This window comes from Larkinella fluvii (assembly GCF_051857545.1).
In the GTDB taxonomy this organism is placed as follows: domain Bacteria; phylum Bacteroidota; class Bacteroidia; order Cytophagales; family Spirosomataceae; genus Larkinella.
Genome location: NZ_JBPZHB010000009.1, coordinates 427,035 through 453,809, shown reverse-complemented (window position 1 = coordinate 453,809; position 26,775 = coordinate 427,035). Strand labels below are relative to the sequence as shown.

At 51.9% G+C, this 26,775-nt stretch carries 26 protein-coding genes; 10 read left to right on the top strand and 16 right to left on the bottom strand.

Annotation, left to right across the window (positions count from 1 at the left end):
- Positions 1 to 9 precede the first annotated feature (9 nt).
- Positions 10 to 1,695 (top strand): RagB/SusD family nutrient uptake outer membrane protein, encoded by a 1,686-nt coding sequence (locus tag ACS5NO_RS25140; protein WP_439417672.1) that lies wholly within the window; start codon positions 10 to 12, stop codon positions 1,693 to 1,695.
- A gap of 234 nt (positions 1,696 to 1,929) precedes the next feature.
- Here ACS5NO_RS25140 and ACS5NO_RS25135 read toward each other — a convergent pair whose 3' ends face one another.
- From ACS5NO_RS25135 to ACS5NO_RS25100, 8 genes are all read right to left on the bottom strand, one after another.
- Positions 1,930 to 2,934: a c-type cytochrome gene (locus ACS5NO_RS25135; protein WP_439417671.1), complete on the bottom strand. Its 1,005-nt coding sequence runs from the start codon at positions 2,932 to 2,934 to the stop codon at positions 1,930 to 1,932.
- Between the two features lie 36 nt (positions 2,935 to 2,970).
- The gene (locus ACS5NO_RS25130) at positions 2,971 to 4,038 is read right to left on the bottom strand and encodes a PLP-dependent cysteine synthase family protein (RefSeq protein ID WP_439417670.1); all 1,068 of its coding nucleotides are present in this window, start codon (positions 4,036 to 4,038) and stop codon (positions 2,971 to 2,973) included.
- Positions 4,039 to 4,085: 47 nt separating this feature from the next.
- Positions 4,086 to 4,337: a hypothetical protein gene (locus ACS5NO_RS25125; protein ID WP_138993858.1), complete on the bottom strand. Its 252-nt coding sequence runs from the start codon at positions 4,335 to 4,337 to the stop codon at positions 4,086 to 4,088.
- Between the two features lie 163 nt (positions 4,338 to 4,500).
- The gene (locus ACS5NO_RS25120) at positions 4,501 to 8,499 is read right to left on the bottom strand and encodes a hybrid sensor histidine kinase/response regulator transcription factor (protein ID WP_439417669.1); all 3,999 of its coding nucleotides are present in this window, start codon (positions 8,497 to 8,499) and stop codon (positions 4,501 to 4,503) included.
- 313 nt (positions 8,500 to 8,812) lie between these two features.
- Positions 8,813 to 9,373, bottom strand: coding sequence for a ribosome recycling factor (frr, locus tag ACS5NO_RS25115; protein WP_114405972.1), 561 nt, complete (start codon positions 9,371 to 9,373; stop codon positions 8,813 to 8,815).
- Positions 9,374 to 9,494: 121 nt separating this feature from the next.
- Positions 9,495 to 10,211 (bottom strand): UMP kinase, encoded by a 717-nt coding sequence (gene pyrH, locus ACS5NO_RS25110; protein WP_114405971.1) that lies wholly within the window; start codon positions 10,209 to 10,211, stop codon positions 9,495 to 9,497.
- A gap of 119 nt (positions 10,212 to 10,330) precedes the next feature.
- Positions 10,331 to 10,831, bottom strand: coding sequence for an acyl-CoA carboxylase biotin carboxyl carrier protein subunit (locus ACS5NO_RS25105; protein ID WP_439417668.1), 501 nt, complete (start codon positions 10,829 to 10,831; stop codon positions 10,331 to 10,333).
- A gap of 31 nt (positions 10,832 to 10,862) precedes the next feature.
- Positions 10,863 to 11,786: a DMT family transporter gene (locus ACS5NO_RS25100; protein WP_439417667.1), complete on the bottom strand. Its 924-nt coding sequence runs from the start codon at positions 11,784 to 11,786 to the stop codon at positions 10,863 to 10,865.
- A 266-nt stretch (positions 11,787 to 12,052) separates the two neighbouring features.
- Here ACS5NO_RS25100 and ACS5NO_RS25095 point away from each other — a divergent pair, with 266 nt between their 5' ends.
- Together ACS5NO_RS25095 and ACS5NO_RS25090 are read left to right on the top strand one after the other, a co-directional pair.
- Positions 12,053 to 13,015, top strand: a complete 963-nt coding sequence (locus ACS5NO_RS25095) for a glycosyltransferase (RefSeq protein ID WP_439417666.1) — start codon at positions 12,053 to 12,055, stop codon at positions 13,013 to 13,015.
- Positions 13,012 to 13,833, top strand: a complete 822-nt coding sequence (locus tag ACS5NO_RS25090) for a glycosyltransferase family 2 protein (RefSeq protein ID WP_439417665.1) — start codon at positions 13,012 to 13,014, stop codon at positions 13,831 to 13,833. The genes ACS5NO_RS25095 and ACS5NO_RS25090 overlap by 4 nt, the downstream gene beginning before the upstream one ends.
- Before the next feature lie 12 nt (positions 13,834 to 13,845).
- Here the strand turns inward: ACS5NO_RS25090 and dusB are convergent, their stop codons facing one another.
- On the bottom strand, positions 13,846 to 14,835 hold the full coding sequence (gene dusB / locus ACS5NO_RS25085; protein WP_439417664.1) for a tRNA dihydrouridine synthase DusB: 990 nt from the start codon (positions 14,833 to 14,835) through the stop codon (positions 13,846 to 13,848).
- 138 nt (positions 14,836 to 14,973) lie between these two features.
- On the opposite strand from dusB, the gene ACS5NO_RS25080 reads away from it, so the two are divergent.
- Together ACS5NO_RS25080 and ACS5NO_RS25075 are read left to right on the top strand one after the other, a co-directional pair.
- The gene (locus tag ACS5NO_RS25080) at positions 14,974 to 15,930 is read left to right on the top strand and encodes a CPBP family intramembrane glutamic endopeptidase (RefSeq protein ID WP_439417663.1); all 957 of its coding nucleotides are present in this window, start codon (positions 14,974 to 14,976) and stop codon (positions 15,928 to 15,930) included.
- Positions 15,923 to 16,132 (top strand): DUF2007 domain-containing protein, encoded by a 210-nt coding sequence (locus ACS5NO_RS25075; RefSeq protein WP_114405964.1) that lies wholly within the window; start codon positions 15,923 to 15,925, stop codon positions 16,130 to 16,132. Before ACS5NO_RS25080 ends, ACS5NO_RS25075 begins: the two co-directional genes overlap by 8 nt.
- Positions 16,133 to 16,185: 53 nt before the next feature.
- On the opposite strand, the gene ACS5NO_RS25070 is transcribed toward ACS5NO_RS25075, so the two are convergent.
- Positions 16,186 to 16,716 (bottom strand): hypothetical protein, encoded by a 531-nt coding sequence (locus ACS5NO_RS25070; protein WP_439417662.1) that lies wholly within the window; start codon positions 16,714 to 16,716, stop codon positions 16,186 to 16,188.
- A gap of 167 nt (positions 16,717 to 16,883) precedes the next feature.
- Between ACS5NO_RS25070 and ACS5NO_RS25065 the strand changes: the two genes are divergently transcribed.
- On the top strand, positions 16,884 to 17,717 hold the full coding sequence (locus tag ACS5NO_RS25065) for a phosphatidate cytidylyltransferase (protein WP_439417661.1): 834 nt from the start codon (positions 16,884 to 16,886) through the stop codon (positions 17,715 to 17,717).
- 90 nt (positions 17,718 to 17,807) lie between these two features.
- Complete coding sequence (locus ACS5NO_RS25060; protein ID WP_439417660.1) at positions 17,808 to 18,539, top strand: carboxypeptidase-like regulatory domain-containing protein; 732 nt, start codon at positions 17,808 to 17,810, stop codon at positions 18,537 to 18,539.
- Between the two features lie 140 nt (positions 18,540 to 18,679).
- Here ACS5NO_RS25060 and ACS5NO_RS25055 read toward each other — a convergent pair whose 3' ends face one another.
- On the bottom strand, positions 18,680 to 19,459 hold the full coding sequence (locus ACS5NO_RS25055; RefSeq protein WP_439417659.1) for a UDP-2,3-diacylglucosamine diphosphatase: 780 nt from the start codon (positions 19,457 to 19,459) through the stop codon (positions 18,680 to 18,682).
- A 112-nt stretch (positions 19,460 to 19,571) separates the two neighbouring features.
- Between ACS5NO_RS25055 and ACS5NO_RS25050 the strand changes: the two genes are divergently transcribed.
- Positions 19,572 to 20,348 carry a hypothetical protein gene (locus tag ACS5NO_RS25050; protein WP_439417658.1) on the top strand — a complete coding sequence of 259 codons (777 nt, stop codon included), beginning with the start codon at positions 19,572 to 19,574 and terminating at the stop codon, positions 20,346 to 20,348.
- A gap of 101 nt (positions 20,349 to 20,449) precedes the next feature.
- Here the strand turns inward: ACS5NO_RS25050 and ftsH are convergent, their stop codons facing one another.
- Together ftsH and rsfS are read right to left on the bottom strand one after the other, a co-directional pair.
- Positions 20,450 to 22,480: an ATP-dependent zinc metalloprotease FtsH gene (gene ftsH, locus ACS5NO_RS25045; RefSeq protein ID WP_114405958.1), complete on the bottom strand. Its 2,031-nt coding sequence runs from the start codon at positions 22,478 to 22,480 to the stop codon at positions 20,450 to 20,452.
- Positions 22,481 to 22,647: 167 nt separating this feature from the next.
- Complete coding sequence (gene rsfS / locus ACS5NO_RS25040; protein WP_114405957.1) at positions 22,648 to 23,031, bottom strand: ribosome silencing factor; 384 nt, start codon at positions 23,029 to 23,031, stop codon at positions 22,648 to 22,650.
- A 104-nt stretch (positions 23,032 to 23,135) separates the two neighbouring features.
- Here rsfS and ACS5NO_RS25035 point away from each other — a divergent pair, with 104 nt between their 5' ends.
- Positions 23,136 to 23,909, top strand: a complete 774-nt coding sequence (locus tag ACS5NO_RS25035) for a biotin--[acetyl-CoA-carboxylase] ligase (RefSeq protein WP_439417657.1) — start codon at positions 23,136 to 23,138, stop codon at positions 23,907 to 23,909.
- Between the two features lie 43 nt (positions 23,910 to 23,952).
- Here ACS5NO_RS25035 and ACS5NO_RS25030 read toward each other — a convergent pair whose 3' ends face one another.
- On the bottom strand, positions 23,953 to 24,210 hold the full coding sequence (locus ACS5NO_RS25030; RefSeq protein ID WP_114406033.1) for a GlsB/YeaQ/YmgE family stress response membrane protein: 258 nt from the start codon (positions 24,208 to 24,210) through the stop codon (positions 23,953 to 23,955).
- A gap of 80 nt (positions 24,211 to 24,290) precedes the next feature.
- Entirely contained in the window at positions 24,291 to 25,055 is a 765-nt protein-coding gene (pgeF, locus tag ACS5NO_RS25025) for a peptidoglycan editing factor PgeF (protein ID WP_439417656.1), read from the bottom strand.
- A gap of 319 nt (positions 25,056 to 25,374) precedes the next feature.
- On the opposite strand from pgeF, the gene ACS5NO_RS25020 reads away from it, so the two are divergent.
- Positions 25,375 to 25,761: a T9SS type A sorting domain-containing protein gene (locus ACS5NO_RS25020; RefSeq protein WP_439417655.1), complete on the top strand. Its 387-nt coding sequence runs from the start codon at positions 25,375 to 25,377 to the stop codon at positions 25,759 to 25,761.
- Between the two features lie 60 nt (positions 25,762 to 25,821).
- Here the strand turns inward: ACS5NO_RS25020 and ACS5NO_RS25015 are convergent, their stop codons facing one another.
- Positions 25,822 to 26,670, bottom strand: a complete 849-nt coding sequence (locus tag ACS5NO_RS25015; RefSeq protein ID WP_439417654.1) for a sugar phosphate isomerase/epimerase family protein — start codon at positions 26,668 to 26,670, stop codon at positions 25,822 to 25,824.
- Positions 26,671 to 26,775: the final 105 nt, after the last annotated feature.

The window sequence follows — 26,775 nt, the reverse complement described above, 5'->3', positions numbered from 1 at the left end:
TCCGAAATCATGAAAAAGAAACTCATACTTAGTGTCATGCTGGCTGGGATGTACGTCCTCAACGGCTGTACGAATCTGTCCGAGAATGTGTTGGATGAAGCCTCGGCTTCGGGCCTCTCCGACCGGCAGGCTGCCGATGGAATCATTGCACCGGTGTATGCCAGGCTGCCGGATATTTTCCTGCATACCAACTACTTCGCGCTTCAGGAAATCTCAACGGACGAGGCCATTCTGCCGTATCGGGGTGGTACGGACTGGGGTGATAACGGCATTTATCTGGCGATGCACCAGCACACGCACACCAGCACCGACCCCAACCTGCGCAATACCTGGAACCTGATTTTGCAGGGCGTTTCACGGTCCATTACCGCCATCAATACATTGCCGACTTTGAATGATCCGGTTACGAAAACGTACCTGGCGGAAGCGCGGGGCATGCGGGCGTATTATTCACTGCTGACGCTGGACCTGTTCGGGCTGGTGTTTGTCAAGGACGATCTGGGCGAAAATTCAACCATTCTGCGGGGTGAGCAGGCCGTTGAGTACATCAAAAGCGAACTGCTGGCCGTCGAGCCGAATCTGGAGACGGCCGTTGGCCCCGGTCGCCTGACGAAAGGGGCGGTTTGGGGGCTGCTGGCCCGCTTGTATCTGAATGCGGCTGTGTATCGGGATCGGTATGCGGCTCAGTTCACGTTCAAACCGGAGGACATGGATAAGGTTGTCGAATACACCGACAAGATCATCAATTCGGGACAGTACCAACTGTCGCGGGATTACTTTTCGATTTTCAATTCGGACAACAACACCAACAAGGAGTTGATTTTTGCCGTCGATCAGCGGGCCGACCTGAACGGACATAACCGCATGGCGTACTTCTCCCTGTCCGGCGATCAGTTTCCGCTACCGGCCTATCCCAACGCCAATGGCACCGACGGACCGGGCATCACGCCCGATTACTACCGGACCTGGGTGAATGCCTATGCGCCGAATGACCCGTCGGTCGATCCGCGGTTTTACAAACAGAACCTGTCGATTTATACCAACCCGGCCGATTCGTGCGTAGCAGAAGCGAATTTTAACATCAACCGGGGAATTTTGCGCGGACAACAATACGGTTTGATTCGGCGGAACGGCGTGTTTTTGAAATGCGCGGATGGCAAATATAAGGTTGCCAAGTTGTTCCACGACACCCGGAATCGCCCCACCCAGGCCGTCGACTTCACGGAGCAAATCGACTTCACCGTGGCCGGTAGCAACTACAACACCGGCTACCGGGTCGAGAAATACGAGTTCAGCAAAAAATCGGTCAGTGGTCGGAATTTCGGCGAAGCCGACATCATCATCCTGCGGCTGGCCGATGTGTACATGATGCGGGCGGAAGCCAAACTTCGCAAGAGCGGTGATGCCGCCAGTGCGCTGGCCGATGTCAACCTCGTTCGGGCGGCCCGGACGGCCACCACACCGCCCCCGGCCCTGACCGCCATGACGCTGGATCTGTTGTACCGGGAACGCGGTTTTGAATTCTACTGGGAAATGCTGCGCCGGACGGACATGGTCCGGTTTGGCAAGTACGAGGACAAGTGGACGGAAAAGTCCAACAGCGATAGAATGAAGCGGATTTTCCCGATCCCGCAAACCGCCATCGATGGTGCGTCGAACCTGCCCGGTTATCTGAAGCAGAACGATAGTTACTAAAATCGGTTCTCAAGATCATGTAAACGAAAAACCGCCCGCTGGAGATCAGCATGGGCGGTTTTTTTATTGATCCGAGTCAAGCGAACGGCAGGCTTTGGTTCGAGTGGAATTTGGAAGTTGACCTGTCGGCAGCCCGGAAGGGTAGAGGTGGATATAGAAAGTAGTTTTTTACGGCTTGATCCGTTTCATGGTCTGGGCTGTAAACCCGCAGCAGCCGGGCGGGCATTGGGTTATTTAGCGGGTCGCGACTTGATTTCCTTTGGGTGTAAATTTCACCACCGCATTCTTCACCGGGCGGACAGTTTTCAAATACGAATACATCGCGCCCAGATCCTGTTCACTCATGCCGGAATACATGATCCAGGGCATGATGGTGTTGAATTCGGCATGTTCGAGTGTTAGCGGATGCTTGAAATTGGGTTGTGCGGCTGCCTGAAACCGGGCCATGAAAGCCGGTTTTGTCCAGGCCCCGATACCGGTTTCGGCATCCGGGGTCAGATTCGCGGCCCGAACCGTTCCGGCTGGCATCGGAAACGACCGTCCTCCCGCGAAATCCATTCCCGGCAATTTTTGCCCTTTGTCATCAACCGGCGTGTGGCAGTCCCCACAACTGGCCAGTGTAACCAGATACTTTCCATAGGCAACCGAATCGGCGGGGTCGGGTCGTTTGCCGCCTTCCGTTTTCGTCGGAATGGTATTAATGATCAGGTTCATCGGGAAGTCCGACTCCGGTTCCGGGATCGCATTATTCTCGATGGGCTTGAGCGATCGGACATAGGCGATGATGGCTTTGATGTCTTCCGGGTCTGCCTGCCCGAAATTGCCGTACGGCATGACCGGAAACAAGGCGCGTCCGTCTTTGGATACCCCGGCTGTGATGGCGCGGTAAATCTCGCCGTCGGTCCAGTTCTGGAGATGCGACGGTGTGATGTTCCGGGCAAAATAGAGTCCCGGAAAGCCCATTTCGCGGGTAAACGCTTCTCCGCCCTTGCCTTCGGTACCAGCCACGACCGGGCCGCTGGAGATTTTCCAGTCCCGCTCGGAATGACAGTCGATGCAAACGGCAACGTGGGTGGCCAGGTATTTGCCCCGGGCAATCTGGGCGGAATCGATCTGAACGGTTAGTTCGGGGGCCGGGCCTACATCGGGCAGCGCGAGTTTGACGTAACTGATGCCGCCAACAACCAGAAGAACAAGAACGCCAACGACGATGGCCAGGATGCGTACTACTTTTTTCATTCGATAAAATGTTGGAATAGAATAGAATGCGTGCCGTTACAGCACATTGGACAGGCTGACCGATAAGCGGCTGATGGACCGGTAATTCGTGAATTCGATACCGGGGGCGATATAGCCCGGTTTGACAGGTTCCAGCCGGACCAGATCCGTGCTGAGGTACTTTTTATTGCTGTCACACAGAATCGTCACCACGCGGGCTTCGGGACCCATCTCCCGTTGCAAGGCGATGGCACCGATCACGTTGGCTCCCGACGAAATACCCACTGCCAGCCCCAGTTGCAAGGCCAGTTTCTGGGCTAAAAGGATCGAATCGCCATCGCTGGCCTGCACGACATGATCCAGTTCGTTCAGTTTCAGGATTTCGGGAATGAACTCATCGAAAAAGCCTTGAATCCGGTGCGATCCCGTTTTATACCCCCTCGACAGGGTTGGTGATTCGGCGGCTTCGAGCGGATGGATACGAATCCCGGGTTTGCGGGATTTAAGAAAACCTCCAACCCCCATAACCGTACCCCCCGTCCCGACGCCAGCCACAAAGGCATCGGGGGTAACGTCCACATTTTGCAGCTGCAACCAGATTTCCCGGCCTGTGGTCAGGCGGTGGGCATCGGCGTTGTACTGATTGGCGAACTGGTGGGGCAAAAAAACGTGCGGGTCGCTGGCGGCCATTTCTTCCCCGCGTTGCAGAGCGCCCATGAAACCACCTTCTTCTTTGGTAACCAACTCGACGTCGGCCCCCAGACTCCGAATGATCTCGATGCGTTCCTGGCTAACCCCGGCCGGCATGATGATGGTAACGGGGTGACCCAGTGCCCGGCCTATGGCCGAAAAGGCTATGCCCGTGCAGCCACTGGTGGCTTCCACAATCCGGTCGCCCGGTCGAATTGTTCCTTCCCGATAGGCCTCGTGCAGGATGTGAAGCGCCATGCGGTCTTTCATGCTGCCGGTCAGGTTGTAATGCTCACATTTGACATAGAGCGAACGGGGCTTTCCGTGATCCGTATAGAATAACTCCAGCATGGGCGTGTTGCCGACCAGATTCCAGAGCTGTTCAAATTTTTCCTCAACAGCGGGTGTCAGGGTTGTTTCTGTTGATACTACCATAGGGGTTGATATTTAGTCAGACGAGAGAGTGGAGGTAAACAGGATGCTCAGGCTCTGTTTTTCATACCGAGCAGGTCGTGATACTGCTTTGATAAATTTTGCAGACAACCGGTTATGGGTAAACCGTCAAACGCTTCGGGAGGTAAGTCAATGCGAATGCCATCATCATCCACCAGGTAAGCGGATAAGAGCTGGTTGCCGATGGCGACAAAGCCATTCAATAGTTCCAGAAGTGGTTCAAATTCTGCACTGCAAACACAGGGCGTGTCGGAATCCGCAAGGGAAAAATAAAGAGTCATGGCAGGAGAGGGTCAGGGTAGACGGTCGGTTACAAACCTACAGGATGAACCAGAAACGGGCGATAACGCCTGTTCCAAATACCATAACGCCTGTTCCAAATGCGCCGATAAAGCCGTAAAAGGGGCTGAAAACCGCTAAAACCCGATGGTAGGGATGATTCGTTCAGGACTGGGCGGCAAACGCGCGGGGTGTGACCCGGTAAAGCTCCCGAAAGCATTTGCTGAAATAGGCCGGACTCTCGAAACCCACCTGGTAGGCCGTTTGATTGACACTCTGGCCCGCCCGCAGCAATTCGGCGGCCCGTTTGAGCCGGTAATTACGCAGCAGATCATTCGCCGACAGATCGGTCAGGGCTTTGACTTTCCGAAACAAGGTGGTTCGGCTCATGCCCAGTTCCATCATCATCTGCTCACTGCCAAAACCGGAATCGCTCAGGTTCGCGTCCAGCAGGGAATACAGTTGCGTCAGAAAAGGATCGTCGGATTCGACGGCGGGTTGGGAGGGGGGCGGGTTCGGATCACTCAAACTTTTCCGTATCCACTCGCGCTGCCGCTGTTTGCTGGCCAGTTGGTTGCGAACCCGGAGTTGAAGTTCGGACACCTGAAAGGGTTTGGTCAGGTAATCATCGGCTCCCAGCGCCAGACCAGCCAGCCGGTTTTCAACGGAGGCTTTGGCCGTCAGCAGAATGACCGGAATGTGACTGGTCCGCAGGTCGGACTTCAACTGACCACACAGGGCAAAACCGTCCATGCCAGGCATCATCACATCCGAAATAAGGAGGTCAGGCATGTATTCCAGTGCCTGTTCCAGGCCATCATGGCCGTTGACGGCTCGCCGGATGCGGTAGTGTTCCGGCAAACTGTCGGCAATAAACCGGGCTAACTCCTCATTGTCTTCCACGATCAACACACGCGGTTCGACGGATGTGTCGTCGGCGCGCCCGTCATCGGCCCCGATGGACTCCGGCAGGGTGCTGTCCGGTGATGCGGTTGGCGGTTCTGCCGGTCGATACGGCAACAGCACCGTAAACGTAGTGCCCTGATTGGGCTGGCTTTCGACGGAAACCTGACCACCCTGCAACTGAACCAATTCCTGAACCAGGGCCAGGCCGATCCCCGTACCGGGCGTTGCCGCCGAATCATTGATCTGGTAGAAGCGGTCAAAAATGTGAGGGAGATGTTCGGCCGGAATGCCAATGCCGGTGTCGGCCACCGTGAGCCTGATCTGACCGGATGCGGTTTCCAACAAAACGCTAATCGAACCGGTTTTGGTGAATTTCAGCGCATTGGCCGTCAGGTTATTGACAATCCGTTCCAGTTTTTCGGCATCGAACCAGTAATCGCCCTCGACCTCAGAACGAAACGTCAGGTTCAGGCCCAGGCCCGCTGCCTGGTCGCTAAAGGGATGCAACCACTGCCGAATGAATTCGCTGAGATTTCCCCTGGATTCGTGGACGGGCATAACGCTGGCTTCCAGCTTCGATAAATCCAGCAGTTGATTGATCAGCCTCAGGAGTTGATGGGCATTCTGCCCGATGGTTTGTAGTCGTTGGCGGTTTTTAGGTTCCGGATTCTCACTCACCATCTGTTCGGTCGGCCCCAGAATTAGGGTCAACGGTGTCCGAAACTCGTGGGTGATGTTGGTAAAGAAATTGGTTTTGATCGCATTCACCGCCCGAAGCTGGTCGGCTTCTTTCTGCCTGAGTTCGATTGTCTGATTTAATCGCAGCCGATTCAGGTAGAGTTGCAGCAAGCCCCAGGCTACGCCCAAACCAATCAGAAAATACAGCCCAAAAGACCACCAGGTGGCCCAAAAAGGTGGTTCGATCCGAATCGCCAGGACACGAACATAGCGGCTCCACTTACCGGATGTGTTCGATGCATTAATCATCAATACGTAATCACCCGATGGCAGATTGGTATAGATGGCTTCGGGCCGGTCCGTTAACTTCCAGTTGGGTTCCAGCCCTTTCAACCGGTAACGATACCGGTTTTTGTTCGGCTGATTGAATTGCAGGGCCGCAAACTGAACCGTCAGGTAGTTCTGGTTATAATCCAGGGTAAGTTGATTCGTGGCCTGAATGGGCAACGTACCCAGGATGGATCGATCATTGGAAGAAGTGGTAGCCGATCCGAAGGCTCCCGGACTATCCGGCTGGATGACCTGGTTGTTGACTTCCAGTTCAGTCAGTTCAACCACAGGTTCAAAGGCATCCTGGCCGATCTGCCGGGGATCAAAACCGGTGAAACCTTCCAGTCCGCCCATCAGGATTTTCCCGTCCGGAAACTGGACATAATGCGACCGGTTAAACTCGTCGGCCATGATGCCGTCATCCCGCGTAAAGGTTTGCGTCATGAACGTCCGGCGATTCATCCGGCAAAGCCCTTTATTAGTGCCCATCCATAAATACCCGTACCGATCCGGTTTTGCCGAGTAAATCACATTATTGGGCAGACCGTTGGACTTAGTAAACCGGCGAAATAGCCCCGTTCGTTTATCAAATGAACATAATCCACTGCCAAAGGTGCCCAGCCACAACACATTGGGGTCGTCTGGATCGGACGACAGGCAGTAGAGCGAATTGCTGCTTAACGAGCTTGCATCGCCAGGGCGGTTGACAAACTGCCGGATTTGACCCGTCCGGCGGTCAACCTGATATAACCCATTGGTCTGACTGGCCAGCCAAAGGGCCTGCTCATCGGCCACTACTTCGGTAATTCTGTTGTCAAGCTGAACCGCGATCGGGTATTGGAACCGGGTCCATTGCTCCCTGCTCTCATCAAACCAGAAAGCGGAGGAGCCGTTGATCGCCCAAACGCGACCCTGTGAATCAGTCGTCATCGGACAGGGAATAGAAACCGGTGTTTCCCAGCGAAAGGAAATCGGCAGCGGAAAATGCTCCGTCTGGCCTGTTTTCCGATCCAGCCGGTAGAGGTCCGAAGTACCTACATTAAACCAGAAGCGTCCCAACCGATCGAAGGTCGATCGAAAATTATAGCTGCTCAAACCGTTCAAGGTGGCTAGAGCCGCTGGGGAAACCGGGGGCAGTCCCAGTGAGTCGTTGGTAAGCAGATCCTGATAAAAACTCCGGCGGTAGGGCCGCTTCTGGAAGGGGTTGGGCTGTAGATCGTAGGTACGGATACCCGCCCCGACGGTGCCCGCCCATAACACATTGGTTCGATCGATGATCAGCGTGCGACACGCATCGTTGGGCTGCTCCCAGCGGGTCAAGACCTGGACGCCCTGCTGGTCCGTAAACCGAAATAAAATGTTATTCTGTTGGAAATAAACCGTTCCTTCCTGGTTGATGGCGATGTGCACAACATGCAGTTCGGTTCCCTGAACCGGCAACCGGTAGGAACGCATCTGGCCCGTGCGGGGCTGTCGCAGGGTAAGGTAGTGCTGGGAGAAGAGCACAAGCTCTCCGGTTTTTGGCCGGCAACGTACGGCGGCAAACCCATTCTCAGGCATCGACTGGGGATTACCCGGCTGGTGCCGCAGGTGCGTAAAACCAAGCGTGCCTTCCTCGAAGCGATCCAAACCGTTTGCTGTAGCCAGCCAGATGGTTCCATCCGCTCCTTCCGACACGTCATACACGGCATCGCTGCTGATCGATGCGGCCTGCAGGGGCTGGTGACGAAACCAGTGGCCCTGTTTCCTGGCAACGTCCCAGCAAATGACGCCCTGCCCATTCCTTAGCCAGAGTCGATCCTTTCGGTCAATGAATAACGTAAATCCCATACCGGGTTTGACCAATCGGCGAAAAGCGGGTTGCCTTGAAAAATTGGTAAAGGTTTCGGTGCGTGGGTCGAAGATATCGATATCCTTGCGCTCGGAAACAACCCAGATGCGTCCGTGCCGGTCCAGTTCGATTTGATCCAGCCCGACAAAGGAAAGGGAGGGCCGCCCGTCGGGGTCGGGTTGAAAGACCTTGAATCGCTGGCCATCATAGCGGCAGAGTCCATCGCGGGTGGCGGCCCAGATAAAGCCCTGACGATCCTGAACAATCGATGGCACAAAGGCCTGCGGTAATCCCTGCCGGTCCGTAATGAGGCCGGGTTGAGGAAGGCGAAAAGGCTGCGCCCACAGCCAACCGGATGTCGGCAGCAGGCTGAGCCAAAAGAAGGTAAGTCGGACAGGGAACGATCTATAGAAATGCAAAACGGCTGTCAGGGTCAGGCTTATTTTTCAAAATAGAACCATTTATTCATGTACCGATTTGAATGAACAGTAACTTTTATGTAACTATTTTGAATTAGTTATGGCTTTAACTCCTTGAGAAAAAAATGTAAATGCAGATTTTCGACTGGTTTGGGCGGAAAGTGGAGGGAAGAACGGGGGATTAAAATTGGTTTAAAGCACAAAAACCGCAAGGTGAAGACACCACCCCTAAAAACGCTAAAGGGGCCGACGGCCCCTTTAGCGTTACGAATGAATCAGTTGACGTGCTGGAGTTAGCGCACGCACGGCGGACCTAAACCACCATGATATCCTTTTCCTTGGCGGCAAAAATGTCGTCGATTTTGGCGATGTGGCTGTCGGTGAGTTTCTGAACTTTCTCTTCACCTTTCTTCACCTCATCTTCCGAAACGCCTTCCTTGGTTAATTTGCGGATGCCTTCGTTGGTGTCTTTCCGGATGTTGCGGATGTTAACCTTGGCTACTTCGATTTCGGCCTTAACCTTTTTTACCAGATCCCGGCGACGTTCTTCGGTCAGGGCGGGAATGTTCAGCCGGATGTTTTCACCGTCGTTGGTCGGTGATAGGCCCAGGTTACTGTTTCGGATGGCTTTCTCGATTTCGCCAATCATCTTTTTTTCAAAAGGCTTGATGGCGATGGTTCGGGCGTCGGGGGTGGTGACGGAAGCGACGTTGTGAATGGGAGAATTCATGCCGTAATACTCCACCTGAAGTCCGTCCAGCATCGAGGGAGACGCTTTGCCCGCCCGAATTTTGGATAATTCGATATTCAAATGTTTCAACGCCTTTTCCATCGTATCCCGGGCGTCCTCGAGATATAGCTCAATCTCTTCCATTTCTTAAATCGTAAATATCAAATGATAAATAATAAATATCAAATGATAAACCGTGTGCATTTGACATCTATCATTTGATGTTTATTATTTATCATTCCTGGTAATAAAGTTCTGCAATGTTTCAGCCGGTAATCAACGTCCCGATGTCATCTCCTTCGACCAGCCGGATCAGGTTGCCGGATTTGTTCATGTCGAAAACGATGATGGGGAGGTTATTTTCTTTGCATAACGTAAAGGCTGTGAGGTCCATTACGTTTAGTTTCTTTTCGTAAACATCCTGAAACGAAATGGTCGTAAACCGGGTGGCGGTTTTGTCCTTGAACGGATCGGCGGTGTAGACACCATCCACTTTGGTTCCTTTCAGCACCACATCTGCTTCCACTTCGATGGCCCGAAGGCTGGCGGTGGTGTCGGTGGTGAAGTAGGGATTGCCCGTTCCGGCACCAAAAATGACGATGCGGCCTTTTTCGAGGTGACGGACGGCTCGGCGACGCACATACGGTTCGCAAACCTGTTCCATCTTGATGGCCGACATCACGCGCGTATACAAGCCGTGTTGTTCGAGCGAACTCTGGATGGCCATGGCGTTGATAACGGTAGCCAGCATGCCCATGTAGTCGCCCTGAACCCGGTCCATCCCGCTGCGTTCGCCCTGGATTCCCCGGAAAATGTTACCTCCGCCGATGACGATGGCAACTTGAACGCCCATTTCAACTACTTGCTTGATTTCCAGACTGTAAGCATCCAAAACCGTTGGGTCGATGCCGTACCCTTTGTCTCCGCTTAAAGCTTCTCCGCTAAGCTTGAGCAGAATGCGTTTATATTTTAGTTGAGTCATGAAGGAAAGTTTGGCGGCAAATATAGCAAAAGTTAAGAGTGAAGAGTGAAGAGTTATGAGTTAAAAAGGTTCCTGTGACAGAATGCGTCAGCCAATTCTTAACTCATCACTCATCACTCTTAACTGAATTCGATCAGAACCTGGTTTTTCTCAACGGTTTGACCCCGGCTGATCCGGACGGTTTTGATGGTGCCGTCGGTAGGAGACTTGATGACGTTTTCCATTTTCATGGCTTCCAGAATCAGCACCGTATCGCCTTTGTGAACCGTGTCGCCGGGTTGAACGCTGAGGCTCAGAATCAGGCCGGGCATGGGGGCTTTGATGTCGTTGATTTTGGTCAGGCTGGCCGTGCTCATGCCCATTTGTTCCAGAAGCAGGTCGAAACGGTCTTTCAGGGCGATCTGGTGAATCGCCTGGTTGATTTTTATCGTAGCGGTTTTTTCCGTCGGGTTCAGATCGAGAATTTCAGCCGTATACGAACGATTCTGGTACAGAATGTGAAACATCCGGTCGTTCAGCCGGGCCAGATCCCACGTCAGGGGTTGGCCATTCAAAACCGGGAGATCACCCGTAAAATCGATTTCAAACGGGGGCTGATCGTTGACGGAAGCACGAAACATAGATGGAAGGAATTAAGAAATGGGCTAACGCTCACTTTTTATTGATCAAATATACACCCAACAGGCAAATTCCCATACCGGCAACCTGCGGCCAGTGGAGCGGTTCGCCGTCGAAAAGCCCCCAAAGTACGGCTACTACCGGAATGAGGTAGGTTACGGTGGAAGCAAAAACGCCGGAAGTTAACTGAATAATCCGATTAAACAGGATGGTGGCAAAACCGGAACCGACCATGCCGAGTGTAAGCAGCATCAATAGGGCGGGCGTTGACCCCGGAGCCGCCACCCGCGTCGGAAAGTCGGTGGTGGCCAGCCCGAGCAGGGCAATGGGACCCACCATGGCAAAGGTCGATGCGGTCGACAGCAGGGCGGGCAGGTCACTCAGATACCGGGAAACAATGTTGATGTTGAAACCGTAACAAAGCGTGGCCAGGACAATCAGAAACGCATAACCGTTGAAGGAAAAAGAACCCGTAGCGCTAAAAAACACCAGAAATACCGATCCGGCAAACCCCAGCAGAATACCGCCGACCTGGAGGAGTTTGGCCCGTCCGCGAAACAGAATGACCCCGATCAGGAACGTAAACAGCGGGCTGAGGGCGTTTAGTGTGCCGGCCAGCGAACTGTTCAGGTGTGCCCCGGCAGTGGCAAAGAGGACGGCGGGAATCAGGTAGCCAAGCATCCCCGAACCCAGCAACGGAAGCCAGCGATCACGCGGAAACTTTTTTCCCAGCATGATCAGATAGGGCAGAAAAAAGAGAAAAGCCAGAAAAATCCGCCCCGTTCCGACCTGCATTGGCGAGAAAACGCCCAAACTGTGTTTAATTAGAATAAAAGACGTTCCCCAGATCAGGGCAACCAGAATGAGCAACAGCCAGGCCAGGAGCAGGCGATTGGCTGGAGGAGTGGGAAGGGGTTCACTGGCAGAAGATGGGCTTTCGGTAAATGGTTTCGTCATGGTTTAAAAACCACCGTTCGAGGCCGTTTGGTTCTGTCAGAGCATAAAAAGTTGCGCAGGCAAATGGCTGGAAAAGAAACCATTATGGATTGATTGAGGTTGTTGGAAATACAACTGCCGGTCAGCCGCAACGCTGTTCAACTATTTTGCGTAGTAGAATGCAACGCTACCTGACCGATTCCTGTCCTCAACGGTAGTGCCCCGTCTCTAAAAAAATTATAAAACCGGTAACATGAAGTTACCATCCTATCGCCACCGGATTGGGTATGAAACTGTCGGTTATTATTCTGAATTATAACTCCAGCGGCTACACGCTGGACTGTGTTAATTCCATTCAAAAATATACACAACTTTCTGATTACGAGATTGTTGTCGTTGATAATGGCTCACAGGAGACCGACTTTGACCGATTGTATTCCCTCAATCAACAACCTTTTTTGAAACTGATCCGGAGCCGGGTTAACCTCGGTTTTGCGGGCGGGCTACTGCTGGGTTTGCAGGTGGTCGATCCGTCATCAACTTATTATTTCTTTCTGAACAATGACTGCCAACTGCTCGACGATGTTTGCAGCCGCTTGTATGCGTTCATGGAAGACCACAAAGCGGTGGGAGTCTGTACGGGGCAGGCCGTCAACCGGGCCGATGAACATGAACCATCGTTCAATTATTACCCTTCGCTGAGCGGAAACTTGCTGGGCCACGGTTTGATGCGCTGGTTTAATCCGGCGGATTATCTGCCTCGCCGACAGAAATACCAGAAACCCGTGCCCGTTCCGGTGGTGACAGGCAGTGCGCTTTTTGTTCGGGCCACGGCGTTCTGGCAGGTAGGCGGTTTTGATCCGGCGTTTTTTCTGTATTGCGAAGAGGAAGATTTGTGTCGGCGGTTTCGGCAACGGGAGTGGAAGGCGATGCTGATTCCGGATGTCCGGTTTCGGCACCTGGGGGGCGGCAGTACGCGCCGGAATCTGCTGATCGAAAAAGAATACTACATTTCTCTATTCTATTATTTCCGTAAAAACGAGAATGTACTGAAACAACTCCTGCTTCAGCTTTTTTATACGCTGAAAGTGGGCAGAAAGGCCTTTCGGAGTACGCATTTTGCGCATCTGGCCTGGTTCATTCTGCGGGGCGCCCCCGGTCGGGAGAGCCTTCGGTATCGCCAGGGACTACCGGTTATTGCCAGCCAAACCACGGATCATCAGCCAACCTCTTCACTGCTATCCCAATGAAAATCCCGGTCAAAGCTCCCCTTTCTGTTGTCATCATTACCCTGAACGCCGAAAGAACCTTGAAACAGGCGCTGGAGTCAGTTGTGGAGTGGGTTGATGAGGTCATTGTGGTCGATTCGGGCAGCACCGACGCCACCCTGACCATCGCCAGTGATTTTAATTGCCGGGTTACCTACCGGAAGTTCAACGGTTTTGGACCACAGAAGCAATACGCGATCGATCAGGCCAAAAATGACTGGGTGCTGGTGCTCGATGCGGATGAAATTGTGACGGAGCAGCTTGCCAACGAAATTGCCGCCTTGTTTGTCGGCGGGCCGATCCATGCGGGGTATACGTTGCCCCGTAACCTGATTTTCCTGGGAAGGGTGTTGCGGCACAGCGGGCAAAACCGCCAGCCGGTGTTGCGACTGTTCAACCGGCACCGCGGTCGCATGACGCCCGTTCCTGTTCATGAGTCTGTTCAGGTGGAAGGCTCCATTGGACAGCTCTCGGGAATCCTGATTCACTACAGCTATGGATCATTGCACGATTATGTGCTGAAAATGAACCACTATACGACGCTCAGTGCCGAAGAAATGGCGTTGCGTCACAAAAAGGCCAACATCCCGCTCCAGGGCTTGCGTTTCCTGTTTACGTTTCTGAAAATCTATTTTTTCAAAGGCGGACTACTCGACGGCTACCCCGGTTTTGTGTGGGCACTGTTGTCGGCGGTTTACCCGGTGATCAAGTATTCAAAATTGCAGGAACTGCACGATAACGACGAAAAGCCCAAAACGAAACCGGTGCTGGCTTTTGGCCAGGCGCCCGGTTTTCGTTAAAACCGCAAAACATCAGACGGTTTCGACTTCATACACATCCGTAATTTCGTCCAGAATACCGCCGATTTCCCCGTAGGTATCCGCCTGCACGAGCCGCAGACGGAACGGTTTGAAATTTTCCAGCCCCTTGAAATAGTTGGTATAGTGTCGGCGCATTTCGAAAATACCGGTTTTCTCTCCTTTCCAGCGAATCGAAAAGTCGAGGTGCTGCTTGCAAATGGCCACCCGGTCGGCGAGTGTCGGAGCCGCCAGGTGTTCGCCGGTCTGTAGGAAGTGCTTGATTTCGTTAAAGATCCAGGGGTAGCCAATGCTGGCCCGGCCGATCATGATCCCATCGACGCCGTACTGATTTTTATACGCCAGGGCTTTTTCGGGGCTATCGATGTCGCCGTTGCCGAAAATCGGAATCGTAATGCGGGGGTTTTCTTTCACCCGCCCAATCAGCGTCCAGTCGGCCTCACCCTTGTACATTTGCACCCGGGTCCGGCCGTGGACCGTAAGGGCTTGAATGCCAATATCCTGTAGCCGTTCCGCCACTTCCATGATGTTCCGGGTGTTGTCGTCCCAGCCCAGGCGGGTTTTCACCGTGACGGGCAAGTGCGTGGCTTTCACGACGGCTTCGGTCATTTTCACCATCTTCGGAATATCCTGCAGCAGAGCCGCCCCGGCACCCCGACACGCTACGTTTTTGACCGGACAACCGTAATTGATGTCGATCAGGTCCGGGTTGGCGCGGCTGGCAATTTCGGCACAGGCCCGCATCGTTTCGATATCCGACCCAAATAACTGAATTCCGATCGGGCGTTCGTATTCGAAAATATCCAGTTTCCGGACGCTTTTGGCCGCGTCGCGAATGAGTCCTTCCGACGAAATGAACTCCGTATACATCAAATCCGCCCCATTGGCCTTGCAAACCGCCCGGAACGGCGGATCGCTCACATCCTCCATCGGAGCCAGCAGCAGGGGAAAGTCTCCCAGTTCGATTGTGCCAATTTTAACCATATAGCGCTAACAATGCGTTTTCGAAAGATGTTCGCCAACCGGTCAGGTTTTGAAAACCTGACCGGTGTGAGCCGATTCCATAAAAAACCGGTACGGTTTTGAATTCCTGACTAGTTTGGGCGTAAATTTACAGCAATTATGGAAGACTTCCGCCTGACTCCTTCGTCCAATCCCCCCCTGCATCCGTTTCGTAGCCTGTTGGTTCTGTTGGGATTTGTTTTGCTGGGCATGTCACTGGGCGGTTTACTGGCCGGGGTGTTCCTCACGGCCTGGGCATCGGCCAGTGGCAACACGTCCGTTACGGATATTACCGGCATTTTAACGAATCCCGCCGATTATCCGGGGAGCTGGCATTTGCTGATGCTGATTCAGGCTGTGAGCCACCTGTGTTCGTTTCTGCTTCCCTGCATTCTGTACCTTCGCTGGATCGAGCGTAAATCGTGGGCGGAGTTCAATGCCCGGCCACTGACAGCGGTGCAATCGGTGGGTTTGGTGGCCCTGCTAACCATCACCTTCATGCCGTTTAACGGGCTGATCATCGAGTGGAATCAGAACCTTGATTTTCCGGACAGTCTGGCCGGGCTGGAAGCGTGGATGAAGCAGAAAGAAGACCAGATTTCCGGCCTGACGACGTTCCTGACCGATTTTAGCTCCCCCCTCGACCTGGTGATTGCGCTGGTGGTGATTGGCATCATCCCCGGTATTGGTGAAGAGGTGTTGTTTCGGGGTATGGTCCAGCGAAAACTGGCCCAGTGGACGGGCAACATACACGTTGCGATCTGGGTATCGGCGCTCATTTTCAGTGCCATTCACGTCCAGTTTTACGGTTTTGTGCCGCGCACCTTGCTGGGTGCGTTGTTTGGGTATGTGTACGTGTGGTCGGGGAATATCTGGGTTCCCATCCTGGCACACGCGATCAACAACGGGTTTACGGTATTGATGGTGTGGTTGTATCACCGGCAGATGATTTCGGTCGATATTGAAAATACGAATTCGGTTCCTTTGACCGGCGCGTTAATTTCACTACTTTTAACCATAGGTTTTTTAGCCTTTTTTCGAAAAACGAATCAATCGTCGTCTCAACCTTATGTCTGATCAGTGGGAGAAAGTACTGGTGACACCTACCACCTACCGCGCCGAACTGGCAAAAGTGTTGTTAGCCGAACACGAAATCAATGCCGTTGTTGTCAATAAAAAAGATAGCAATTATCTCCTGGGAAACTGCGAAGTGTATGTGCAAACCGAGGATGCGGCCATGGCCAAGATTTACCTGATTTCGGCCGATTTGGAATATTGAAAAGCGAATGACCAATTATCCGGACCGGCGCAAACCTGTTCGTGGTTGGTCATTTATTTTTTGTCGTCATTTTTTTTTGCGTACGAAATCACGGTGTAGATGCCCTCTTTGGGTTTGCCGGACATTTCGAGGGTCACCACGGTGCGGGCCGTTTCCCAGATGCTCGAACGGCTTAGATGACTTAGCAGGACGGCGTCGCCGTAGCGTTCGGGACGGTTTTTATACAGGGGATAGTTCCACGACCAGTAGTCGCCGGAAGGAGGGCCGTAGCGATCCGACAGGGTTTTGACCAGGGTTTGATACTCATCCCAATGCTGTTGGGCGCGGACATGACGATCAGTGAAAATGTACAGGGCTCCAGCGAGTTGATCGTTGACAAAGGCGAATTTCACCGAAGCCGGGAAGTTATAAAACCAACGCTGCCGATAGTGAAGCGTCGTGTCCGTAATCCGAAACGGAACCGTCTGTTCAATTGCCTGAACTTCTTTTCGGCTCATGCCCCAATGCAATGAACGAAGGTCGTTTTCAGGTTGCAGGGTGTTTCCTGTCAATTGAAAAAACAGGCATAGCAGAACGAGAGGCATACAGGGCGGGGGTCGGTGAGTAGAACGCTGGCAAATTCAACTCTAATGATTGAGAACTGTAAATAAAGTTAAAAATAGACGGAAAGAGAAACCAGGGTAGGAACGAGGTGTTCATATTTTGTTATTTTCGCCGGATAAACCACCCTGATTTGTAGTTAACTTTCTACATGAAAGAACGTTTAAATCGGATGACGAATCTGCAACAGCGCGTTATTGCTGCGGCTGTCGGCGTCATCATCATCTTATTTGGAATTTGGTATAGTGACTGGACGTTTGCGTTGTTGTTCTGTGCCATCAGTGCGTTGACGCAATTAGAGTTTTATAAATTATTGGGTCTGGATGGCAATCAGCCGCTGACGTATTACGGTACGGCGGTAGGGTGTTTGATTTGTATATTGACGTATCTGATTGAAAAACAGATTGTTGACTACGATACTTATTTTCTGATCTGTCCGGCGGCATCCATGATTTTTTTGATTAAGCTCTATAAAAAACGGGATTTAAAACCGTTTACCAATATCGGGTTTACCTTTCTGGGACTGATTTATGTCGCCGTTCCGTTCGCGCTGCTGAATGTGCTGGCGTTGCGGGGCGGCACCTACCATCCGGGTTTGATGCTGGGCTGCCTTGTGCTGTTGTGGGCGAGCGATATTGGGGCGTATTTTGCCGGAACCAAATTTGGACGACGGAAATTATTTGAACGCGTATCGCCCAAAAAATCGTGGGAAGGAGCGGTTGGTGGCGCTCTGGCGGCTGCGGTTATCGCCTTTTTTCTGACTATTTTTGTCGATGATCTGCGGCCGTGGGAGTGGTACTGTGTGGGCGCCATCATTGTCGTAACGGGAACCTACGGAGATCTGGTCGAGTCGTTGTTCAAGCGCAGCATTGCCATTAAGGACTCCGGTTCGACGATTCCGGGTCATGGCGGTTTTTTAGACCGGTTCGACGGTTTGCTGCTGGCGGCACCGTTTATTATTACTTTTTTGAAACTGTTTGCGTGACACTGACGCGGTTTGGCACCGCCAATGTCCTGTCATGGAACTCTAAACCTGGACCATGCGCCGTTGAGACCGGCGTTTTACGATCAAGACATGAAGACTTCATTCATACAACTTATTGCTATTCTGACCCTGGCGTCGGGATTGATGCTGACCACCAGCCACACCGCGCGGGCGCAGGGGCAGGAAAAACTAATCATGTTTACCGGGATTATTACGGCCGGAAAGACGTCTGAGCCGTTGCCGGAAGCTTACATTTCCATCCCGCGCGCGGGTCGGGGCGTATTGTCCAACAGCATCGGGTATTTTGCCATCCCGGTTTTGCCGGGCGACAGCATTGTGTTTAGTTACCTCGGTTTTAAGAAACAATACCACATCATTCCGCGTCGGTTAACGGAGCAGTCGTATTCGGCGGTGGTGGCGATGCAGGAAGATGTGCAGATGCTGACCGAGGTAAAAGTCTATCCGTATCCAACGGAAGAACTCTTCAAGCAGGCTTTTGTCAACCTGAAATTGCCGGATGAAAAAGAACGGGAAAACATGGCCCGCAATCTTAGCGCCGAATCCATGCAGCGATTGGCGGCTTTGACGCCCATGAGTGCTGCCGGGAATTACCGGTATTATCTGAACCAGCAGTGGTTTGGCCGGGAATCGATAACGGGACGGTCGCAACTGACCACGATCCCGTTCCTGAATCCGTTTGCCTGGGCGAGCTTTATCAAATCGGTTAAAAACGGCGATTTGAAGAAAAAGGACTTCCGGCAGGAACTCAATGCCACCCCACCGGAAGGCTTGTCCCGGCAGGATATTTTGAAGAATAACTAGGGTTTACGGTTTTCGGTATACAGTTTTCGGCGGGCTGTCGTTCCTGTGGCTGACGCCTTCAACATTCGATATTCGTTGTTCAATATTCGATATTGATCATATGCGATGCGTTAACCACCGTAACGAAGGCTCACCGAAAACTACTTCCCTTCGAACGTCAACAGCTTCGTGGTTTGTCCATCAAACCGGGCGTAGGTGTTGAGATTGATCCATTCTCCGAGATTGATATACCGGCTGTTTTCGGTCACTTTCAGATCCAGCGACAGGTGCCGATGGCCGAAAATGTAGTAATCGTGGTGTTGGCGGGTCTCCATTTCTTTGCAATACTGCCAGAGCCATTCCTGTTCATTTCCCCTGAACACATCGGTTTTATGCTGCTCGGCGGCTTTGCGCTTGCGTGACCAGCCATTGCCGAAAAGGACACCGATATCGGGATGCAGCCAGCGGAAAAACCACCGAGCCAGCCCATTCTCAAATATTTTTTTGAGCTGTTTGTACTTAAAATCGCCGGGCCCCAAGCCGTCACCGTGACCCACCAGGAAGAGTTGATCACCAATCTGGTACGATTTCGGTACCCGGTAAACCGGAATCCCCATCTCTTCGGTAAAATAGTCCGCCATCCACATATCATGATTTCCAGAAAAGAGCTTTAGCTTGATACCAGCGTCCGACAATTCGGCCAGTTTTCCCTGAAGGCGGGTGAAGCCTTTCGGAATCACGTGTTTGTATTCAAACCAGAAATCAAAGACGTCGCCGACCAGAAAAATGGCTTCGGCATCGTTGCTGACCAGGTCGAGCCAGCGGATAACCCGGCGTTCCCGTTCGCGGCTAAGGGTGGGCGTAGGCATTCCTAAATGGAAGTCGGAAGCAAAGTAAACGGCTCGGTCCGGTGGGAGCGGTAGGTGTTCAATCGATGGCATGAATATTTTTTCAGGAATACAAAGGTAACACATTGCTTCTTTACCTCCGAAACTCGGATATTGCATTCTCAACGACGAAACCGTCGATTAACCCACAGTTTGCAGAGATGATATGAAAAAACGGTTTATTGCCTTGGTCGGTTTGGTCGGATTTATGGGCGTAGGAAAGGAGGGAGGTCAACCGGTAGAGGCTCAGTCGCCCCTGGCGATGGTAGCAGTAACAAATAACCCACCGGCGGTGGTCGAGAAGTTGGTTTTTGATCGGGTGCTGGTGTATGAACAAACCGATTACAATGGTTCCGTGGTGCGGTATCAGGTTTTGTTAAATTCCAAAACCGGCCAGTTCGGCTTCGACCGGAAGCTGGCGAATCTGAGTTTTCCGGGGGTGGTAGGTGGCTATACGTTCGTTACGGGCCAGCCCGATGGCAGCTACCGGGTTTACGTAGCCGACAAGTATGAAGGCAAAATTATCATGCGTTACAACGTTGGCGGGGCTTATTATGCCCCCAATCGGGCCGCTGCCTGCCGGAATCGTTTTCAGAAGCGGTATCATCCGACGGGCCGGGAAGGAAGCCAGTACGGCCTGACCGCGGCCGAATACAAGGCCAGTCTGGGCCGTTCCGACACCGAGTGGCTTTGGGTAGCCGAAGTACCTTTCAATTCGTATCCGCTGTATTTGTTCAACGAGCTGGCGCTGGAAGCCAAACTTCCGGATGCTCACAGCATCAATTTCTCGTCGTCGCTGGCACCCAACGAATTGCTGGTTCAGTCCAAAAAAGAATATTATTCGGAGAAAGTGAACGGAAAACCGGCCACCAGTACCTTGAAACTTATCTTTTTCGGCCCTGCCAACCACTCCTTCGACGTGACGGGGTACAAGTTCAAATAAGGAGTTGAAGGAAATTGATACCTTCTCTTCTGACTATCAGATATGCAAAAAGCCGACCCAAGTCGGCTTTTTGCATATGCTAAGTTATTCTGTTGTGGCTCTTACGACAAGGCTGGCAGATCCGGCGTCGGCAGCGGTTTGGTCTGTTCCGGTTTGCTGTCGGTACCAATCTCCTCTTCCACTACTTCGCTGTTGTTCTTGTAAGCCTGGTAGGTTGTTTCTTTCTGGAAAGGACGTTTGCCCAGAATCCGGACGAGGTCTTTCTGGAACAGAATCTCTTTCTCCAGCAGCTCTTTCGCTACGGCTTCCAGACCGGCCCGGTTTTCAGCCAGCAAGGCCTTGGTCCGAACGTAAGCCTGATCGATGATCTTGCGTACTTCATCGTCGATGGCTTCGGCCGTTGCTTCTGAATACGGTTTGTTGAACTGGTATTCGCTCTGTTTCGAATCGTAAAACGAAACATTACCAATTTTGTCATTCATTCCGTACATGGTCACCATGCTGTAGGCCAGCTTCGTAATCCGTTCGAGGTCACTCAGGGCCCCGGTCGAAATTTTACCAAATACGTTATCTTCCGCAGCCCGTCCACCGAGTGTCATACACATCTCGTCGATGAGCTGTTCCGTGCGGTATAGATACTGTTCGCGGGGCAGATACTGCGCGTAACCCAATGCTGCAACGCCACGGGGTACAATCGTGACTTTCACCAGCGGATCGGCGTGTTCCAGAAACCAGCCCGTAACGGCGTGACCCGCTTCATGGTAGGCAACAATCTCTTTCTCTTCCGGTGCAATCAGTTTGTTTTTCTTCTCCAAACCGCCAATAACGCGATCCATGGCGTACTGGAAATCCTGCATATCGACCGATTCTTTGTTCCGGCGGGCGGCAATCAGCGCGGCTTCGTTACAGACGTTGGCAATATCAGCCCCTGCAAAACCCGGCGTTTGGGCCGCCAGTTCCCGTGGATCGACGTCGGTATCCAGTTTAATGGGCTTCAAGTGGACTTTGAAAATCGCTTCCCGGCCAACAATGTCCGGTTTGTCGATGCTGATCTGGCGGTCGAACCGGCCGGGACGCAGCAGTGCCGAATCCAGTACATCGGGGCGGTTGGTAGCGGCCAGGATAATGATCCCGGAGTCGGTCGCAAAACCGTCCATCTCAACCAGCAGGGAGTTCAGCGTATTTTCGCGCTCGTCGTTCGCACCAGGCATCGAACCCCGTCCGCGTGAGCGGCCAACGGCGTCAATTTCGTCAATGAAAATGATACAGGGAGCCTTTTCTTTGGCTTGTTTAAACAAGTCACGAACCCGGGCCGCCCCGACACCGACAAACATTTCGACAAAGTCGGAACCCGACAGCGAGAAGAAAGGAACGCCGGCTTCACCCGCTACGGCTTTCGCCAGCAGGGTTTTACCTGTACCCGGAGGGCCAACCAGCAACGCACCTTTCGGAATTTTGGCACCGAGTTTGGTAAACTTGGTAGGGTTTTTCAGGTAATCGACAATCTCCTTGATTTCTTCTTTGGCTTCGTCCAGACCCGCCACGTCGTTAAACGTGATCTTCACCCGGTTTTCAGCGTCGAACAAAGCGGCTTTTGATTTTCCGATGTTGAAAATCTGACCGCCCGGCCCGGCCCCGCCCGACATCCGGCCCAGCAGAAAATACATGGCCAGGATCATGACGATGAAGAAGCCCCAGGTTTGCAGAAAACCGCTCCAGTCGCTTCGCTGTTCGATTTTATAGTCGATCTTCTCGTTATCGGGAATACCTTCCTGAATACGGTCCAGGTCTTTTTTGAACGACTCGGCTGACGATACCCGGAAACTGAAATGGGGGCCGGATTCGGAGTTAAAATACGATTTGTCCTGAAATTGCGTCCGGTATTTTTGTTGCAGTGCCTGTTGGGTCAGGGTAATTTCTACAACCTCATTGTTCACAATGACTACCTTGTCAACTTCCTTATTCTTAACCATCTTTTCAAATCCGCGGATGGTCGTCTCCCGGACGGCACTGCTGCGGTTGAAAAAGGTTATCCCTAGGATCGCTGCAATCAGGATCGCTACAATCCAGCCCTGGAAGTTTGGCCGACGGGGAGTTCTGGGTGAAAGTGGATTTCTATTATTATCAGGCATTTTTGCAACAGAATTACGGCTAAATACACAAAAAAGGAAACACCATTTGGTAATGGATTGTTTCTACTGGGTTTGGGATTCGATAAACGGGGAGTAGCCGGGGTAGATGGTCGTATGAGCGGATAAACACTCGTTCTGTTACCTGTTACCGGGTCAGGCCGTATCGATCAGGCAAAGGTTTCTTCCACGAGATGGATTTCAGCGTCACCCCAGAGTTGCTCGAGGTCATAGAACACCCGGCGTTCTTTTTTGAAAACATGAACGACAACATCTACGTAATCGAGCAGAATCCATTCCCGATTCATTTTGCCTTCCTCATGCCAGGGATTGATTTTACTGGCTTTGAATACTTCTTCTTCAACGGAATCAGCGATGGCGTCGATCTGCGTATCGGATGTTCCGGAGCAGATGACGAAGTAGTCAGAAATGGCATTTTTAACGTCGCGAAGATCCATGACAACAATGTCAACAGCCTTCTTTTCCTGCATTCCCTTCACGACGAGTTTGCACAATTCTTCGGATGATAAGTCCTTCGGTTTATTTATTCTCATGCTACTGGTTTAAATTGCAAAGACCGAAACCAGCGGGTACGTTTACTATAAACTAGAATTTGTACCATAATTTCGGTATTCATCCAACTAAATGTATTAAAAATTTGTACAAGTTTCGACCCAAAACGCTTTTTATTGGACAAAAAATTAATTATCTGCCAACTTGTCAGTCTACGAACGATGTTGCAGCCGAATTAATCACGTCCGAAACCGCTCTGGATGGAACCGTCGTCATAACCGGTAACCAAACCGCCGGGCGAGGGCAGCGCGGTAATCAGTGGGAAGCGCAGCCCAATCACAACCTGACCTTTTCGGTTCTTCTACAGCCCACCTTTCTGCAAGCTTCAGAGCAGTTCTGGCTAAACATAGCCGTTTCACTGGGAATCAGCGACTGGCTGAGCACTTACGTGGGTGACCGACTGAAAATCAAGTGGCCCAACGATCTCTACGTTCTACAGCGTAAAATTGGTGGAATATTAATTGAAAATACGCTGTATGGCTATACAATTGCGTGGTCGGTAGTTGGAATTGGATTAAACATCAACCAAACCCGCTTTCAAACGCCAACTGCGACCTCCCTTAGCAATGAAACACCAAACGACCTGGATTTCGTTCTGCCGGAACTGTTTCCGGCTTTACTGGAGTCGATCGAGCGCCGTTATCTGGCCTTACGGGCCGGTCAACGCGATGTATTGAAAACGAATTACCTCCAGCGATTATTCCGCTATCAGGAAGAAAGCATCTTTAAAGCCGATGGCGAACATTTCCGGGGGATCATCGTCGGCGTCGAAGAAACCGGTCGGCTGGCCATTCAGGTGGGTGAAAAGCTTCGGAGTTTTGCTTTTAAGGAGGTGGAGTTTGTGATTGATGGCGATTGAATATCGAATGTTGAATATCGAACATCGAAGTGAAGGGAGCAGGTTAGGTGGTTTTGCGGGAACCCTTGATGAGGGCTGCGATGCCCAGGATGATCACAGCACCCACGAAAGCGGTCAAAACCCGGTCGAGAACACCACCGGCTCCCGTTGCAAAGGTGTTGCCGAAAATCCAGCCACCCACGAAGGCACCGGCAATGCCTAACAGAATCTCGGTGAATAAGGAAAACGAGAAGCGTTTAAAAAGAAGATCGGCCAGCCAGCCGGCAATGGCTCCAACCAGAATGGTCATCAATAGTCCCATGGCTTTCAAAGCGTTTAGTTTGTAGGCAATAGAACTCAGGCTGAGTCGGTTTGTTTTACAAACTTCGCCGGAACCAGCGGTTATTCTGCCGGACGGAAACCAATCACCGCCACCATGCGCCCCGTATTGCCCTTTTCAATCCGGTAGGAAAAGAAATCCCGGTTGTGGGTGACCGTCGAATAGGGAGAAACGCCAACCTGGCTGGCCGGAATGCCCGCGTTGATCAGTTGAGCCACATTGGCAGCTTTTAAGTCGATCAGGTATTTCTGACGTTCACTGTCAAATACTTTGTGGGCTTCGTCAAATTGTTCGGCTACCTCATCGCCAACCTCAAATGAATCCTGGTCGATGCACGTGCCAACGTAGGCGAAACACGCAGCGGGCTGAGAGCCAAACTGGTCGTTCATGGCCTGAACGGTTTTCTCAACAATTCGGGCCACCGTGCCGCGCCACCCGGCGTGGATAGCTGCCACGGCTTGCTGTCCGGCATCGTAAATCAAGATGGGCGTACAGTCGGCCACCGTAACCGTCAGAAAATGATGAGGCTGGTTGGTTATTAATGCATCGTAACCCTCAAACCGCCCCGCTTGCTGAACAGTCAGAATCCGGTCGCCATGAACCTGGTGCGAAGAGGCTACCTGCTCCGGACTAATGCCGAGACTGGAAAAAAAGCGACGGCGGTTTTCCTCCACGTGTTCGGGCAAGTCGGTAGTATTCAAACCGACATTGAGGGAGGAAAAGGGAAATGGGCTGATGCCGCCGTGGCGGGTGCTTTCGGCGGCAATTACCGATTGAAAAGGCTGAAATACCGCTGGAATTTGATGAAGTGATTCTAACGCAATCATTCGACGTATTCGGTTATAACAAATTCTGCACTATCGATTTTTGGGTCAAGAAAATTTTGAAACAACCCGCTGAATTACCCTACTTTATTCTTGCAAACAGGCATAATTCAAAATTAAGTCTATATATAACTTGTTGATAATCTGAGTGTTACCCATATTTTTTATCACTTACCGTTCGATCGTTCATCCAGAAAACAAACCGTTCGTCGGGGTGCAGCAACCGCTGGCGTACTATCTGTCGCTCCATACGACTGGGAGCCGCTATATTTGAATCGTCAAACAGACATAAACAACAACTAAGAACAATTGTAAACACACCATGAAAACGTTCATTTCTTCCGTACTCGTCGCGCTGGCCGTAAGCGCATCAACCGTAACTTTTGCAAACTCTGACAACGAAAAAGTGGCCGGCACTTATCAGGTGGGCTTGTACCCCTCCGCTCAAAATGCCAAGGTCAACGTAATGGTTGCCAAAGAAAAAGGATCTTCACTGAACGTACAACTGCTGGATGGCAGCGGTGCGATTCTGGCTACCCAGCAACTGGACAAGAACGAAACGACCACCCGCACCCGGTTTGACCTGAGCCAACTGGAAGACGGAAAATATAAAGTGGTCGTAACGGACGGGACTTCTAAAATTGTGAAAGAAGTTAACCTCCAAACCAAAACACCGGTTCAACCTGAGCGCTCTGTTTCTCTGCGCTGATAATCCGGCATTTCCACACCAAAAAAGAGCCCCAATCACAGGATGGGGGCTCTTTTTGGTTTATTTCGATTTGCTGTAAGTACTTCGGAAGTATTTGACGCTTTCGGCAATTTCGGGGCCGTTGTTTTCCCAGTGGTATTCATATTCGACGGAGATCGGGCCTTTGAACTTTTGGCGTTTGAGTTCCGTAATCACGGCATCCACCTTGCAATCGCCGGTTCCCCAGATCACATCGTGGTATTTGCCATCGGGTGTGTCTTTCTTCACGTCTTTGAAGTGCATGCCCAGAATGTGGCCCTGCAATTTTTTCAGACAATCTACGGGATCCAGACCCGAACGCACCCAGTGGCCGATGTCGGCGCAGGAACCCACGTATTTGCTCGTGCCAATCACTGCCAGAACCGAGTCGGGATGCCAGTAATGCGACGGTTTGGGGTGGTTGTGGAGGGCCACATTAATTTTGTACTCATCGGCCAGCCGCCCAATGTACGGCATCTGCTCCACTTTGGGTTCGGTATTGATGTTCAGAACACCCATGTCTTTGGCAAATTCGAACAATGCCTTCCAATCGGCCTCCGTCGGTGCATTGACTACACCAAAGGCAACAATGGTTAATCCTTTGTCTTTCACCAGTTTTTTAACGGCCTGACGCGTAGCCGCATCCATTTTGTAATCCATTTTGCCTTCGATGCCGCCCCCAATGGTCTGGCCCGGAAAAGCCTCCACGTATTTCAGTCCGCAGCTATCGATCTTGCGAAGGGCTTCGGCAAAGGTGAACAGCCGGAAGGAATACGACTGGGAGCCAAGCTTCCAGCCGGCTTTGTCTTCAGGATTGCGTTGAGCAAACGAGGTGAGGGTACTGAGAGCCAGAAAGCCGGCCACCAGCAGACAATGTTTTATGCGGTTCATTCGATACGGATTTAGTAGATCGGAGCAAAAGTAAAAAAAAACGGCGGTTGGATGGTTAAAGATGGTTAAATGGTTAAAGATGGTTAAATGGTTGGAGATGGTTAA

Coding starts and splice junctions, on each gene's coding strand:
- ACS5NO_RS25140 (WP_439417672.1), top strand. CDS start 10: ATGAAAAAGAAACTCATACTTAGTGTCATGCTGGCTGGGATGTACGTC.
- ACS5NO_RS25135 (WP_439417671.1), bottom strand. CDS start 2,934: ATGAAAAAAGTAGTACGCATCCTGGCCATCGTCGTTGGCGTTCTTGTT.
- ACS5NO_RS25130 (WP_439417670.1), bottom strand. CDS start 4,038: ATGGTAGTATCAACAGAAACAACCCTGACACCCGCTGTTGAGGAAAAA.
- ACS5NO_RS25125 (WP_138993858.1), bottom strand. CDS start 4,337: ATGACTCTTTATTTTTCCCTTGCGGATTCCGACACGCCCTGTGTTTGC.
- frr (WP_114405972.1), bottom strand. CDS start 9,373: ATGGAAGAGATTGAGCTATATCTCGAGGACGCCCGGGATACGATGGAA.
- pyrH (WP_114405971.1), bottom strand. CDS start 10,211: ATGACTCAACTAAAATATAAACGCATTCTGCTCAAGCTTAGCGGAGAA.
- ACS5NO_RS25105 (WP_439417668.1), bottom strand. CDS start 10,831: ATGTTTCGTGCTTCCGTCAACGATCAGCCCCCGTTTGAAATCGATTTT.
- ACS5NO_RS25100 (WP_439417667.1), bottom strand. CDS start 11,786: ATGACGAAACCATTTACCGAAAGCCCATCTTCTGCCAGTGAACCCCTT.
- ACS5NO_RS25095 (WP_439417666.1), top strand. CDS start 12,053: ATGAAACTGTCGGTTATTATTCTGAATTATAACTCCAGCGGCTACACG.
- ACS5NO_RS25090 (WP_439417665.1), top strand. CDS start 13,012: ATGAAAATCCCGGTCAAAGCTCCCCTTTCTGTTGTCATCATTACCCTG.
- dusB (WP_439417664.1), bottom strand. CDS start 14,835: ATGGTTAAAATTGGCACAATCGAACTGGGAGACTTTCCCCTGCTGCTG.
- ACS5NO_RS25080 (WP_439417663.1), top strand. CDS start 14,974: ATGGAAGACTTCCGCCTGACTCCTTCGTCCAATCCCCCCCTGCATCCG.
- ACS5NO_RS25075 (WP_114405964.1), top strand. CDS start 15,923: ATGTCTGATCAGTGGGAGAAAGTACTGGTGACACCTACCACCTACCGC.
- ACS5NO_RS25070 (WP_439417662.1), bottom strand. CDS start 16,716: ATGCCTCTCGTTCTGCTATGCCTGTTTTTTCAATTGACAGGAAACACC.
- ACS5NO_RS25065 (WP_439417661.1), top strand. CDS start 16,884: ATGAAAGAACGTTTAAATCGGATGACGAATCTGCAACAGCGCGTTATT.
- ACS5NO_RS25060 (WP_439417660.1), top strand. CDS start 17,808: ATGAAGACTTCATTCATACAACTTATTGCTATTCTGACCCTGGCGTCG.
- ACS5NO_RS25055 (WP_439417659.1), bottom strand. CDS start 19,459: ATGCCATCGATTGAACACCTACCGCTCCCACCGGACCGAGCCGTTTAC.
- ACS5NO_RS25050 (WP_439417658.1), top strand. CDS start 19,572: ATGAAAAAACGGTTTATTGCCTTGGTCGGTTTGGTCGGATTTATGGGC.
- ftsH (WP_114405958.1), bottom strand. CDS start 22,480: ATGCCTGATAATAATAGAAATCCACTTTCACCCAGAACTCCCCGTCGG.
- rsfS (WP_114405957.1), bottom strand. CDS start 23,031: ATGAGAATAAATAAACCGAAGGACTTATCATCCGAAGAATTGTGCAAA.
- ACS5NO_RS25030 (WP_114406033.1), bottom strand. CDS start 24,210: ATGGGACTATTGATGACCATTCTGGTTGGAGCCATTGCCGGCTGGCTG.
- pgeF (WP_439417656.1), bottom strand. CDS start 25,055: ATGATTGCGTTAGAATCACTTCATCAAATTCCAGCGGTATTTCAGCCT.
- ACS5NO_RS25020 (WP_439417655.1), top strand. CDS start 25,375: ATGAAAACGTTCATTTCTTCCGTACTCGTCGCGCTGGCCGTAAGCGCA.
- ACS5NO_RS25015 (WP_439417654.1), bottom strand. CDS start 26,670: ATGAACCGCATAAAACATTGTCTGCTGGTGGCCGGCTTTCTGGCTCTC.